At 68.5% G+C, this 13,177-nt stretch carries 11 protein-coding genes and 1 rRNA gene; 10 read left to right on the plus strand and 2 right to left on the minus strand.

Annotation, left to right across the window (positions count from 1 at the left end):
* Positions 1 to 291 precede the first annotated feature (291 nt).
* The 6 genes from eccD to G3I40_RS07520 all read left to right on the plus strand — a co-directional run bounded on the left by eccD (position 292) and on the right by G3I40_RS07520 (position 7,441).
* Positions 292 to 1,821: a type VII secretion integral membrane protein EccD gene (gene eccD / locus G3I40_RS07495; RefSeq protein WP_164301366.1), complete on the plus strand. Its 1,530-nt coding sequence runs from the start codon at positions 292 to 294 to the stop codon at positions 1,819 to 1,821.
* A 191-nt stretch (positions 1,822 to 2,012) separates the two neighbouring features.
* Complete coding sequence (rpsO, locus tag G3I40_RS07500) at positions 2,013 to 2,300, plus strand: 30S ribosomal protein S15 (RefSeq protein ID WP_164301367.1); 288 nt, start codon at positions 2,013 to 2,015, stop codon at positions 2,298 to 2,300.
* Positions 2,301 to 2,597: 297 nt separating this feature from the next.
* On the plus strand, positions 2,598 to 4,814 hold the full coding sequence (locus tag G3I40_RS07505) for a polyribonucleotide nucleotidyltransferase (protein WP_164301368.1): 2,217 nt from the start codon (positions 2,598 to 2,600) through the stop codon (positions 4,812 to 4,814).
* The gene (locus tag G3I40_RS07510; RefSeq protein ID WP_164301369.1) at positions 4,811 to 6,190 is read left to right on the plus strand and encodes a pitrilysin family protein; all 1,380 of its coding nucleotides are present in this window, start codon (positions 4,811 to 4,813) and stop codon (positions 6,188 to 6,190) included. Before G3I40_RS07505 ends, G3I40_RS07510 begins: the two co-directional genes overlap by 4 nt.
* A 34-nt stretch (positions 6,191 to 6,224) precedes the next feature.
* The gene (gene dapB / locus G3I40_RS07515) at positions 6,225 to 6,980 is read left to right on the plus strand and encodes a 4-hydroxy-tetrahydrodipicolinate reductase (RefSeq protein ID WP_164301370.1); all 756 of its coding nucleotides are present in this window, start codon (positions 6,225 to 6,227) and stop codon (positions 6,978 to 6,980) included.
* A gap of 8 nt (positions 6,981 to 6,988) precedes the next feature.
* The gene (locus tag G3I40_RS07520; protein ID WP_164301371.1) at positions 6,989 to 7,441 is read left to right on the plus strand and encodes a tetratricopeptide repeat protein; all 453 of its coding nucleotides are present in this window, start codon (positions 6,989 to 6,991) and stop codon (positions 7,439 to 7,441) included.
* Positions 7,442 to 7,510: 69 nt separating this feature from the next.
* Here the strand turns inward: G3I40_RS07520 and G3I40_RS07525 are convergent, their stop codons facing one another.
* Both G3I40_RS07525 and G3I40_RS07530 read right to left on the minus strand, forming a co-directional pair.
* Positions 7,511 to 8,068 carry a hypothetical protein gene (locus G3I40_RS07525; RefSeq protein ID WP_164301372.1) on the minus strand — a complete coding sequence of 186 codons (558 nt, stop codon included), beginning with the start codon at positions 8,066 to 8,068 and terminating at the stop codon, positions 7,511 to 7,513.
* A gap of 105 nt (positions 8,069 to 8,173) precedes the next feature.
* Complete coding sequence (locus G3I40_RS07530; RefSeq protein ID WP_164301373.1) at positions 8,174 to 8,413, minus strand: hypothetical protein; 240 nt, start codon at positions 8,411 to 8,413, stop codon at positions 8,174 to 8,176.
* A gap of 213 nt (positions 8,414 to 8,626) precedes the next feature.
* Between G3I40_RS07530 and thyX the strand changes: the two genes are divergently transcribed.
* The 4 genes from thyX to G3I40_RS07550 all read left to right on the plus strand — a co-directional run.
* Complete coding sequence (gene thyX / locus G3I40_RS07535) at positions 8,627 to 9,367, plus strand: FAD-dependent thymidylate synthase (protein ID WP_164301374.1); 741 nt, start codon at positions 8,627 to 8,629, stop codon at positions 9,365 to 9,367.
* A 230-nt stretch (positions 9,368 to 9,597) separates the two neighbouring features.
* The gene (gene dapA, locus G3I40_RS07540) at positions 9,598 to 10,497 is read left to right on the plus strand and encodes a 4-hydroxy-tetrahydrodipicolinate synthase (RefSeq protein WP_164301375.1); all 900 of its coding nucleotides are present in this window, start codon (positions 9,598 to 9,600) and stop codon (positions 10,495 to 10,497) included.
* Between the two features lie 140 nt (positions 10,498 to 10,637).
* Complete coding sequence (locus tag G3I40_RS07545; RefSeq protein WP_164301376.1) at positions 10,638 to 12,323, plus strand: ribonuclease J; 1,686 nt, start codon at positions 10,638 to 10,640, stop codon at positions 12,321 to 12,323.
* A gap of 523 nt (positions 12,324 to 12,846) precedes the next feature.
* Positions 12,847 to 13,177 (plus strand): 16S ribosomal RNA (locus G3I40_RS07550); the annotation flags it as partial.

A 13,177-nucleotide genomic window follows, 5' to 3' on the forward strand; every position in this document is an offset into this window, starting at 1 on the left:
TCCGCCGCCCCGTGTCAGGCGGACGTCGATCGCGGTTCGCGATCCTACTGACAACCACTGACAACGGTGGGCGGTAGGGTGCCGGTGGTACGCGTGAGCAGTTGCGAATCCGCCCGGGAAAAACGGGCAATCCGCACGGTTCGGAACGTGCGCCTCCCCGGGACCACCGGCGGGACGGCGCGTGTGACCGGCTTCGCGGGGCGCACGGCGCAACGTACACAGGATCCTTACAGCACGCCGCTGCGCATCGCACCGCAGTGCATCGAAAACAAGGGGGAACAGCAGGTGAGCATGACGGCCTCCGCGCCGGCCGGCCGCGCCGGCGGAACGGGCACCGGAGCCCCCGCCGCAGCAGGTACGGGCCTCGGCTTCTGCCGCGTCACCATCGTGGCGCCCGACAGCCGCATCGACGTGGCGCTGCCCGACGACGTACCGGTCGCCGACCTGTACCCCGAGATCCTGCGGCTCTCCCAGCAGAGCCCTGCCGAGGGCGCCCCCGTCGGCTACCACCTCGTACGCCGCGACGGCACGGTGCTCGACAGCGCGCGCTCGTTCGCGGCCCAGCGCATCCTGGACGGCGAGCTGCTCTCGCTGCGCCCGTTCTCCGAGTCGCTGCCGCCCGCGGTCTTCGACGACGTCTCCGATGCCGTGGCCTCCGCCGTCACGAAGGACCGCACCCTGTGGAGCGGCGACCTCACGCGCGCGGCGGGCCTCGTGGCCGGCGGCATCCTGCCCGCCCTCATCGCCTTCGTGGCCTGGAACTCCCAGTTCACCAGCCCCCAGATCCGCCACGACATGTACAGCCTGCAGGGCATCCTCGCCGGTGTCGCGGGCATCCTGCTGATCACCCTGGCGTGCGTGCGCGCGCGGGTCTACGACGACCGCGGCTCGGCGGTCGCCCTGGGCCTGGGCGCCCTGCCGAACGTGGCGGTGGCCGGCTCCGGTCTGCTCCCGCTCTCCGAGGGGCAGGGCATCGGCCGCCTGCAGTTCCTGCTCGCCTGTGCGGCAGTTCTGGTCGCCTCCGTAGTGCTCACATTGGTGTCACCCGGCGGCGACGGCCCCTTCGTGGCGTTCGTCTTCGCCTCGCTGATCGGCCTGATCGCCACCTTCATCGCGATCCTCACGGACCTGAAGCCCATCGAGACGGCCGCCATCTGCGCCCCGCTCTCCGTGAGCGCGCTGGCGTTCCTGCCGGGCCTGTCCATGCGCTTCGCGCGGCTGCCCATCGGCTTCGAACCGCCCAACCCCGCGCGCGCGGGGTACGACACCTCGGTCGACCACGCCGACCCGCACGAGGCCGTGGACGCCGACCGCGTCGCCGCCCAGGCCCGCCGCGGCCACGAACTGCTCGTCGGCCTCGTCGGGGGCTGCGCCCTCGTCTCCGTAGGCGCGTCGATCGTCCTCGGCTTCTCCAGCAACGTATGGGGACAGCTGCTCGCCCTGGCCACCGGCATCGCGATGCTGATGCGCGCCCACCTGTTCCGCTACACCGCACAAGTAGGCGCCACTCTTGCCGCGGGCCTCGCCGCGCTCGTCTTCCTGGGCCTCGGCCTCGCGCTGCACCCGCCGCTCGACTACGTGACCGACGCCCTCCAGCGGGACACCACGGCGCTCGACATCCGTACGGTGTGGATCGCCGCGGCCATCGGCGCGGCCACCGCCCTGGTCACCGCGATCGGCCTGATCACTCCGCGTCGCGGCGTCACGCCGTTCTGGGGCCGCTTCCTGGAGATCGCCGAGACGTTCGTCCTGCTCACCCTGATCCCGCTGGCCCTCGCCGTCTTCGACGTGTACGCGTCGGCGCGGGCCATGACCAGCTGAGAACAGGTGACCAAGGACCCGGTCGGGGGCGCACCCGACGGCTGGTACGCTGTGTGACGGCCGTTCGTGTACGCGCCCCCGGACACCCTGGGGACAGCGCCCAACGGATCCCCGCCTCCCGAGTTACGGAAGCTCCCCTGAGATTGAGACCAGGGGCACTCGGCGGCAATGAAACTCTACGAGGAGTACGCGTGTCTCTCGACGCCGCTACGAAGAAGCAGATCATGAGCGAGTTCGGCACCAAGGAGGGCGACACCGGCTCCCCCGAGGTCCAGGTCGCCATGCTCTCCCGCCGTATCTCGGACCTGACCGAGCACCTCAAGACCCACAAGCACGACCACCACTCGCGTCGTGGTCTGCTGATCCTGGTCGGCCAGCGTCGCCGCCTGCTGCAGTACCTGGCCAAGAAGGACATCGCGCGCTTCCGTGTCCTGGTCGAGCGCCTCGGCATCCGCCGCGGTGCGGCCGGCGCCCGCTAAGACGCCGTGAAGGGAGCGGTTCCCGTTTGAGGGGGCCGCTCCCTTTGCTGTACGTGCGCACTGTCACTGCCGCTTTGTAGTCTGGTGACGCACGACCACGATGAATGATGAATGAGGAGAGGCGCAGCCTCGCCGCCGCCGGTCCTCGGTAGTGGCCCCCGGAGACGCAAGAGGATCCCCGGGTGCTTCGATCGAAGACCGGCCCGCACCCACGGCGCGCTTCTCCACTCGTCTCCCTGCCACACGGGCAGAGCGGGACAAAAGACGTAACAGACGAAAGTAATGGAGAAAACGCTAGTGGAGAACGAGACCCACTACGCCGAGGCCGTCATTGACAACGGTTCCTTCGGCACCCGCACCATCCGCTTCGAGACGGGCCGTCTGGCCCGCCAGGCCGCCGGCTCCGCCGTCGCCTACCTGGACGACGACACCATGGTGCTGTCGGCCACCTCGGCCTCGAAGAACCCCAAGGACAACCTCGACTTCTTCCCCCTCACGGTGGACGTCGAGGAGCGGCAGTACGCCGCAGGCAAGATCCCCGGCAGCTTCTTCCGCCGCGAGGGCCGCCCCTCCGAGGACGCCATCCTCACCTGCCGCCTGATCGACCGCCCGCTGCGCCCGTCCTTCAAGAAGGGCCTGCGCAACGAGATCCAGGTCGTCGCCACGATCATGGCGCTCAACCCCGACCACCTGTACGACGTCGTCGCGATCAACGCCGCGTCCGCGTCCACCCAGCTGGCCGGTCTGCCCTTCTCCGGCCCGGTCGGCGGCGTCCGCGTCGCGCTGATCAACGGCCAGTGGGTCGCGTTCCCGACGCACACCGAGCTCGAGGACGCCGTCTTCGACATGGTCGTCGCCGGTCGCGTCCTGGAGGACGGCGACGTCGCGATCATGATGGTCGAGGCCGAGGCCACCGACAAGACCATCAAGCTGGTCGAGGGTGGCGCCGAGGCGCCGACCGAGGAGGTCGTCGCCGCCGGTCTGGACGCCGCGAAGCCCTTCATCAAGGTCCTCTGCAAGGCCCAGTCGGACCTCGCCGCGAAGGCCGCCAAGCCGACCGCCGAGTTCCCGATCTTCCTGGACTACCAGGACGACGTGCTCGAGGCCCTGACGGCCGCCGTCAAGTCCGAGCTCTCCGCCGCCCTCACCATCCCGGGCAAGCAGGACCGCGAGGCCGAGCTGGACCGCGTCAAGGGTCTGGCCGCCGAGAAGCTGCTCCCGCAGTTCGAGGGCCGCGAGAAGGAGATCTCCGCCGCGTACCGCTCGCTGACCAAGTCCCTGGTCCGTGAGCGCGTCATCAAGGAGAAGAAGCGCATCGACGGCCGCGGTGTCACCGACATCCGCACCCTGGCCGCCGAGGTCGAGGCCATCCCGCGCGTGCACGGCTCCGCCCTGTTCGAGCGTGGCGAGACCCAGATCCTGGGCGTCACCACGCTGAACATGCTGCGCATGGAGCAGCAGCTGGACACCCTCTCCCCGGTGACCCGCAAGCGCTACATGCACAACTACAACTTCCCGCCGTACTCGGTCGGCGAGACCGGCCGCGTCGGCTCCCCGAAGCGCCGCGAGATCGGCCACGGCGCGCTCGCCGAGCGCGCGATCGTGCCGGTCCTGCCGACGCGCGAGGAGTTCCCCTACGCGATCCGTCAGGTCTCCGAGGCCCTCGGGTCCAACGGCTCGACGTCCATGGGCTCCGTCTGCGCCTCCACCATGTCGCTGCTGAACGCCGGTGTGCCGCTGAAGGCTCCCGTCGCCGGTATCGCCATGGGCCTGATCTCCCAGGAGATCAAGGGCGAGACGCACTACGTCGCCCTCACCGACATCCTCGGTGCCGAGGACGCGTTCGGTGACATGGACTTCAAGGTCGCCGGCACCAAGGAGTTCGTGACGGCCCTCCAGCTCGACACGAAGCTCGACGGCATCCCGGCCTCCGTCCTGGCCGCCGCCCTCAAGCAGGCCCGCGACGCCCGCCTCCACATCCTCGACGTGATGATGGAAGCGATCGACGTCCCGGACGAGATGTCCCCGAACGCCCCGCGGATCATCACGGTCAAGATCCCCGTGGACAAGATCGGTGAGGTCATCGGCCCGAAGGGCAAGATGATCAACCAGATCCAGGAGGACACCGGCGCCGACATCACGATCGAGGACGACGGCACCATCTACATCGGTGCCGCCCAGGGTTCGCAGGCCGAAGCCGCCCGCGCCACGATCAACGGCATCGCCAACCCGACCATGCCGGAGGTCGGCGAGCGCTACCTGGGCACCGTCGTGAAGACGACGACCTTCGGTGCGTTCGTCTCGCTGCTCCCGGGCAAGGACGGCCTGCTGCACATCTCGCAGATCCGCAAGCTCGCCGGCGGCAAGCGCGTGGAGAACGTCGAGGACGTGCTGGGCGTGGGCGCCAAGGTCCAGGTCGAGATCGCCGAGATCGACTCCCGCGGCAAGCTCTCCCTCATCCCCGTCATCGAGGGTGAAGAGGGCGACGACGCGAAGGACGACACCGACAAGTGACGTCCCGTAGCACCAAGGCGACGGCCCGCACCTCCTCGGAGGCGCGGGCCGTCGCCCGTACCCAAACCCTGATCCAGGGGCAGAACGGCATCGGCACGGTACGCAGGACCACGCTCCCCAACGGTCTGCGCATCGTCACCGAGACCCTGCCCGCCGTCCGCTCGGCGACCTTCGGTATCTGGGCACATGTAGGTTCGCGCGACGAGACACCGACGCTCAACGGCGCGACGCACTACCTGGAGCACCTCCTCTTCAAGGGCACCCGCAAGCGCAGCGCCCTGGACATCTCCGCCGCGATCGACGCGGTCGGCGGCGAGATGAACGCCTTCACGGCGAAGGAGTACACGTGCTACTACGCGCGCGTGCTCGACACCGATCTGCCGCTGGCCATAGACGTCGTCTGCGACATGCTGACCGACTCCCTCATCGCGGAGGAGGACGTCGACGCGGAGCGCGGCGTGATCCTCGAAGAGATCGCGATGACGGAGGACGACCCGGGCGACTGCGTCCACGACCTGTTCCAGCACACGATGCTCGGTGACACCCCGCTGGGCCGCCCCGTCCTCGGCACGATCGACACGATCAACGCCCTCGACCGCGGCCGGATCAGCCGCTTCTACAAGAAGCACTACGACCCGACGCACCTCGTCGTCGCGGCCGCCGGCAACGTCGACCACCACAAGGTCGTACGCCAGGTCCGCGCCGCCTTCGAGAAGGCGGGCGCGTTCGCGGGGCCACCGGCGACGCCCATCGGGCCGCGCACCGGCCGCAGGACGCTGCGCGCGGCCGGCCGCATGGAACTCCTCGGCCGCAAGACCGAGCAGGCCCACGTCATCCTCGGCATGCCGGGCCTGGCCCGCACCGACGACCGCCGCTGGGCCATGGGCGTACTCAACACCGCGCTCGGCGGGGGCATGTCCTCCCGCCTCTTCCAGGAAGTCCGGGAGAAGCGCGGACTGGCGTACAGCGTGTACTCGTACAGCTCGGCCTTCGCCGACTGCGGGCTGTTCGGCGTGTACGCGGGCTGTCGCCCCAGCCAGGTGCAGGACGTGCTGCAGATCTGCCGCGACGAGCTCGACGAGGTCGCGCAGCACGGCCTCAGCGACGACGAGATCGGCCGCGCCATCGGCCAGCTCGCCGGCTCCACGGTCCTCGGCCTCGAGGACACCGGAGCGCTGATGAACCGCATCGGCAAGAGCGAGCTGTGCTGGGGCGAGCAGATGTCGGTCGACGACATGCTGGAGCGCATCGCGGCGGTGACCCCGGACGAGGTGCGCGAGGTCGCACGCGACATCCTGGGACAGCGCCCGTCCCTGTCGGTCATCGGCCCGCTCAAGGACAAGCAGGCGGCGCGCCTGCACGAAGCGGTCGCGTAACCCCACGCGTCCGCACCGAAGGAACTGGGAGAACATGAGCAAGCTGCGCGTGGCGGTACTCGGAGCCAAGGGCCGCATCGGTTCCGAGGCCGTACGAGCCGTCGAGGCCGCCGAGGACATGGAGCTGGTCGCGGCCCTCGGCCGCGGCGACAAGCTGGACGCCCTCGTCGAGACGGGCGCCCAGGTCGCGGTCGAACTGACGACGCCGGACTCGGTGATGGAGAACCTGGAGTTCTGCACGGGCCACGGCATCCACGCGGTCGTCGGCACGACGGGCTGGACGCAGGACCGCCTCGCGCAGCTGGACCAGTGGCTCGCGGCCTCCCCGCGGACCGGTGTGCTCATCGCGCCGAACTTCTCCATCGGTGCCGTCCTGACCATGAAGTTCGCCGAGGTCGCGGCCCCGTACTTCGAGTCCGTCGAGGTCATCGAGCTGCACCACCCGAAGAAGGTAGACGCCCCTTCGGGCACCGCCGCGCGCACGGCCCAGCTCATCGCCGCGGCCCGCGCGAAGGCGGGCAGCGCTCCCCAGCCCGACGCGACGACGACGGCGCTCGACGGAGCGCGCGGCGCGGACGTCGACGGCATCCCGGTCCACTCGGTCCGTCTGCGCGGCCTCCTGGCCCACCAGGAGGTCCTCCTGGGCGCGGAGGGCGAGACGCTGACCGTCCGTCACGACTCGCTGCACCACAGCAGCTTCATGCCGGGCATCCTGCTGGGCGCCCGCAAGGTCGTCACGACCCCCGGCCTCACCTTCGGCCTGGAACACTTCCTCGACCTGAACGGCTGACGGCGGTCATGCGCGCGAAAATCACGTACGCGGTCACGGCCGCGGTCCTGGTCGTCTACTTCGTCCTGGCCGGCGACCGCGGCGTCATGCTGATCCGGCAGGGCACCCTGCTGACCGTCACCTTCGGCATCGCCGTCCTGATCCTGCCGGTGATCGGCGTGTGGTTCCTGTGGGCGAACACCCAGTTCGTCCGCAAGGCCAACCGCCTCGCCGAACTCCTGGAGTCGGAGGGCGGACTGCCCGTCGACGAGCTGCGCCGCGACAGCTACGGCCGCATCGACCGCGACTCCGCCGACGAGGTCTTCGCCCGCCGCAAGACCGAGACCGAGGACACCCCGGGGGACTGGCGCTGCTGGTTCCGCCTCGCGGTCGCCTACAAGGACGCTCGGGACACGCCTCGCGCGCGCAAGGCCATGCAGCGCGCGATCGCACTCCAGGAAGGCCGCTCCGTCGGCATCTGACACACGGTCCGACGTACGACGACGGGGCCCGCCGAGACGTTCTCGGCGGGCCCCGTCGTCGTACGCGACTCAGGCGGTGCGGGGGCGATACTCCTCGGCCCACACCTCGACCGTGTCCGCGGCCCGGTCGAACGCCGTGCCCCGTCCGAGGAAGTCCCCGTTGTGACTGGTGAGCAGCGTCGTCTGCTCGCCCTGCCGATCACGTCGTACGAGCACGAGCGCCTGCCCCTGGACGGTGCGGGGCAGACCGAGCCAGCGCACCGGCTGCTGCACGGTACGCGCCGTCACGACGGTGTTCCACGGAGCGGTCTGCGTGGTGAAGAAGCCGACGTGACGCAGGCCGCGCGCGCTCACCCAGGCGCCCATCCGCAGCATCCGCAGGGCCGCCGCGATGATCAGCACCGCGAGGACGCCGCAGACGGTGGCCGCGGCCGTGTCCCCGGCCACGGCGATGATCACGGAGGCGAACAGCACGTAGGACGCCAGGAGAAGCAGCAGCGCGGCCGCGCCCACCCGGTACGGGCCCGGGCGGTAGGGACGGCGCCACTGGTCGCGGTCGTCGAAGGGCAACGCGCTGTCCGCGGCCTCGTCAAAAGCTCGGTCGGCCGTCAGGAAAGGCAGGGGCACGACGGGTCCTCACTCGTCCACACTGGATGGGGGCTGTGCCCGGTGAGGCTACCCAGGCCCGCTCCGGCCTTCCACCCCAGGGGGTCCGGACGAGTCAGGGAGCGGTCAGCGCCCGTCCGACGCCTCGGACTGCTGGGTGTGCCGTGCGGACTGATCGGCGGACAGGGCCGGCATCCCGAACAGCAGGGAGCCCACAAGTCCGGCGACGACGGTCAACCCCACCAGCGTGCGGCCGGCGATCTGACCTGCGGAAGGACGCTCGCGCTCAGGCGGCGTGACGTTACTGCGGAACTTGTCGGCTTCGGCGATGAAGGCGAACGGTACGGGCTCGCGCCGACGAAACATGGGGTGCGCTTCTCCTCAAGGGGTTCGAACGAAGTGTGTTCATCTACACAGACGCTCGAGTGCCCCAAAAGGTGCCACGTTTCACCCAAAAACACAGAAGTTTTTCGCGTTCGCCTGGGATCGGTCCGAGAAGCGAGCGAATGCCCTGTTGTCAGTGGCGGCCCGTAGAGTGGGCGCCGCCCGAGCGAAGTGATGGGAAGGACCCTCCAAACCGTGACCGAAACCCCTGCTGAAGACCTCAAGCCGACGTTCCGAGGCGACGTCACCGTCGAGCTGGTCAAGCACACCGCGAGCGACTCGGACGTGCTGTTCGCGGCCCGTGTCTCCACGGTGGGCGAGCAGTCCCTGGACGAGCTCTCCAAGGACCCTGCCCGCTCCAAGGGGCTGATCAACTACCTGATGCGGGACCGCCACGGCAGCCCCTTCGAGCACAACTCGATGACCTTCCTCATCAGCGCCCCGATCTTCGTCTTCCGGGAGTTCATGCGGCACCGCGTGGGCTGGTCGTACAACGAGGAGTCGGGCCGGTACAGGGAGCTCCAGCCGGTCTTCTACGTCCCGGACGCCGAGCGCAAGCTGGTCCAGGAGGGGCGCCCCGGCAAGTACGAGTTCGTCGAGGGCACGCAGGCGCAGCAGGAGCTGACGGGCCGTGCAATGGAGGATTCGTACCGTCAGGCGTACGAGGCGTACCAGGAGATGCTGGCCGCGGGCGTGGCCCGCGAGGTCGCGCGCGCGGTGCTGCCGGTCGGCCTGTTCTCGTCGATGTACGCGACGTGCAACGCCCGCTCGCTGATGCACTTCCTCGGCCTGCGCACCCAGCACGAGCTCGCCAAGGTGCCGTCCTTCCCGCAGCGGGAGATCGAGATGGTCGGCGAGAAGATGGAAGCGGAGTGGGCCGCGCTCATGCCGCTGACGTACGCCGCGTTCAATGCCAACGGACGCGTCGCGCCGTAGCCCCGGACCCGGGCATCCTTGATCACGCGCCGCGGGCAGCGGCACACATGTACGGATGAGCTGACTGAAGTGTCCGTATTGCGGCATTTCATAAAGTTCATCTAGCCTGATCAAACGGACCCGGCACTGCTTGAACCCCCGAGCAGGCAGTGCCGGGCTCCACCTTTGTGATGACTTGTCGTATCCCCCGAGGGGGGACCCGGTGCTGAGCAGCGAGTAGCGTGTTACCCATGGCTCCGACCTCGAATCCGCAGACCCCCTTCGGGAGGGTCCTCACCGCCATGGTCACGCCCCTGACGGCGGACGGCGCACTTGACCTCGACGGCGCGCAGCGACTCGCTGCCCACTTGGTGGACGCAGGCAACGACGGCCTGATCGTCAACGGCACCACGGGCGAGTCCCCGACCACCAGCGACGCGGAGAAATCGGATCTCGTACGAGCCATCGCGGAGGCGGTAGGGGACCGCGCCCATGTCGTCGCGGGAGTCGGCACGAACGACACCCGCCACAGCATCGAGCTCGCCCGCGCCGCCCAGCAGGCCGGCGCCCACGCGCTGCTCACGGTCACGCCGTACTACAACAAGCCTCCGCAGGAGGGCCTGCTCCGCCACTTCACGGCGATCGCGGACGCGACCGAACTCCCCGTGATGCTCTACGACATCCCCGGCCGCAGCGGCGTACCGATCAACACCGACACGATCGTCCGCCTGGCCGAGCACCCCCGGATCGTCGCCAACAAGGACGCCAAGGGCGACCTCGGCCGCGCCAGCTGGGCCATCGCCCGCTCCGGCCTCGCCTGGTACTCCGGCGACGACATGCTCAACCTGCCGCTGCTCTCGGTCGGCGCCTGCGGCTTCGTCTCGGTCGTAGGCCATGTGGTCGCCCCGGAACTGCGCGCCATGCTCGACGCGTACCTCGCCGGGGACGTGCACAAGGCGACGGAGATCCACCAGAAGCTGCTCCCGGTCTTCACCGGCATGTTCCGTACCCAGGGCGTCATCACGACGAAGGCCGCGCTCGCCCTCCAGGGCCTGCCGGCCGGACCGCTGCGCCTGCCCCTCGTCGAGCTCACGCCCGACGAAACGGCACAGCTCAAGATCGATCTTGCCGCCGGCGGGGTACAGCTCTGAACACAGACTTGGCAAAGCTCCACAACTGAATCAACAGAACACAGAGCCACACCTCAGAACATCAACAACTGCTACTGCACGAACGTCACGCGCGCCACGTGCCCACAGGTACGTGGCGCGCGTGCTTAAAGGAGAGTCTTTTGAGCCATCCGCATCCTGAACTCGGCGCCCCGCCGAAGCTCCCGAAGGGCGGCCTGCGCGTCACCCCGCTCGGCGGCCTCGGTGAGATCGGGCGCAACATGACCGTCTTCGAGTACGACGGCCGTCTGCTGATCGTCGACTGCGGAGTGCTCTTCCCCGAGGAGGAGCAGCCCGGAATCGACCTGATCCTGCCGGACTTCACGTCCATCAGGGACCGCCTCGACGACGTCGAGGGCATCGTCCTGACGCACGGCCACGAGGACCACATCGGCGCCGTCCCCTACCTCCTGCGGGAGAAGCCGGACATCCCGCTGATCGGCTCCAAGCTGACCCTCGCCCTCATCGAGGCCAAGCTCCAGGAGCACCGCATCCGCCCGTACACCCTCGAGGTGTCCGAGGGCGACCGCGAGCGTCTGGGCCCGTTCGACTGCGAGTTCATCGCCGTCAACCACTCCATCCCGGACGCGCTGGCCGTCGCCATCCGCACCCCGGCCGGCATGGCGGTCCACACCGGCGACTTCAAGATGGACCAGCTTCCGCTGGACCGTCGCCTCACGGACCTGCCGGCCTTCGCCCGTCTCGGCGAGGAGGGCATCGACCTCCTTCTGACCGACTCGACCAACGCCGAGGTGCCGGGATTCGTCCCGCCCGAGCGCGACATCTCGAACGTGATCCGGGGCGTCTTCGCCGGTGCCCAGAAGCGCATCATCGTCGCTTCCTTCGCGAGCCACGTGCACCGCATCCAGCAGGTCCTGGACGCCGCGCACGAGTACGGCCGCAGAGTCGCCTTCGTCGGCCGCTCGATGGTCCGCAACATGGGCATCGCCAGGGACCTCGGCTACCTCAAGGTTCCCGCCGGCCTGGTCGTGGACGTCAAGACCCTCGACGATCTCCCCGACAGCGAGGTCGTCCTCGTCTGCACGGGCTCCCAGGGCGAACCGATGGCAGCGCTCTCGCGCATGGCCAACCGGGACCACCAGATCCGCATCGTCTCGGGCGACACGGTGATCCTGGCGTCGTCGCTGATCCCGGGCAACGAGAACGCGGTCTACCGCGTCATCAACGGCCTGACCCGCTGGGGCGCCCACGTCGTCCACAAGGGCAACGCCAAGGTGCACGTCTCGGGCCACGCTTCCGCGGGCGAGCTCCTGTACTTCTACAACATCTGCAAGCCGCGGAACCTGATGCCGGTCCACGGCGAATGGCGTCATCTGCGCGCCAACGCCGAGCTCGGCGCCCTCACCGGCGTCCCGCACGACCGCATCGTGATCGCGGAGGACGGCGTCGTCGTCGACCTCGTCGGCGGCAAGGCGAAGATCGTCGGCAAGGTCCAGGCCGGATACGTCTACGTGGACGGCCTCTCCGTGGGCGCCATCGGCGAGCCCGTGCTGAAGGACCGCAAGATCCTCGGGGACGAGGGCATCATCTCGGTCTTCGTGGTCGTCGACTCCAGCACCGGCAAGATCACCAGCGGCCCGAACATCCAGGCGCGCGGGTCCGGTATCGAGGACTCGGCGTTCAGCGCCGTCATGCCGAGGATCCAGGACGTCCTGGAGAAGTCGGCCCAGGACGGCGTGGTCGAGCCCCACCAGCTGCAGCAGCTCATCCGCCGCACGCTGGGCAAGTGGGTCTCGGACACCTACCGCCGACGCCCGATGATCCTTCCGGTCGTCGTGGAGGTCTGAGCCTCCGTCGGCAGCATCCCTGGAGCGGGGCGCCTCGATTTGCATCGAGGCGCCCCGCTCCAGTAGGTTTACGGCTCCGCCTGAGGGGAACCCGCCGCACTTACGTGCACGGGACGAGCCCGGAGGGGCCGGGAAAATCCGACTCAGAATCTCTGATAAAGTCGGACTCGCCGAAAAGGAAGCCGCGAAAGCGAATTCCTGAAAGGCGAAGCAGAATCCCGAGGAAATCGGATCGGAAAGATCTGATAGAGTCGGAAACGCAAGACCGAAGGGAAGCGCCCGGAGGAAAGCCCGAGAGGGTGAGTACAAAGGAAGCGTCCGTTCCTTGAGAACTCAACAGCGTGCCAAAAGTCAACGCCAGATTGACAACCCTGTCCCGGCCTTCTCGGTCGGAACACGGTTCCTTTGAAAAAGTCCTTCCACTTGACTGTGGGAGGCGCACAGCGAGGACGCTGTGAACCGGGGGGATTATTCCTCTTCCTGGTTCCGCTCTCGTGGTGTCACCCCCGATCACGGGGAAACATTCACGGAGAGTTTGATCCTGGCTCAGGACGAACGCTGGCGGCGTGCTTAACACATGCAAGTCGAACGATGAAGCCCTTCGGGGTGGATTAGTGGCGAACGGGTGAGTAACACGTGGGCAATCTGCCCTTCACTCTGGGACAAGCCCTGGAAACGGGGTCTAATACCGGATAACACTCCCGCACTCCTGTGCGGGGGTTAAAAGCTCCGGCGGTGAAGGATGAGCCCGCGGCCTATCAGCTTGTTGGTGAGGTAATGGCTCACCAAGGCGACGACGGGTAGCCGGCCTGAGAGGGCGACCGGCCACACTGGGACTGAGACACGGCCCAGAC

The sequence above is a fragment of the Streptomyces sp. SID14478 genome (genome assembly GCF_010548525.1).
Taxonomy (GTDB): Bacteria; Actinomycetota; Actinomycetes; order Streptomycetales; family Streptomycetaceae; genus Streptomyces.

Bases quoted from the DNA above. Each gene is read 5' to 3' on its own strand.
- G3I40_RS07530 (WP_164301373.1), bottom strand. From the start codon at position 8,413: ATGTTTCGTCGGCGCGAGCCCGTACCGTTCGCCTTCATCGCCGAAGCC.
- G3I40_RS07520 (WP_164301371.1), top strand. From the start codon at position 6,989: ATGCGCGCGAAAATCACGTACGCGGTCACGGCCGCGGTCCTGGTCGTC.
- dapB (WP_164301370.1), top strand. From the start codon at position 6,225: ATGAGCAAGCTGCGCGTGGCGGTACTCGGAGCCAAGGGCCGCATCGGT.
- eccD (WP_164301366.1), top strand. From the start codon at position 292: ATGACGGCCTCCGCGCCGGCCGGCCGCGCCGGCGGAACGGGCACCGGA.
- dapA (WP_164301375.1), top strand. From the start codon at position 9,598: ATGGCTCCGACCTCGAATCCGCAGACCCCCTTCGGGAGGGTCCTCACC.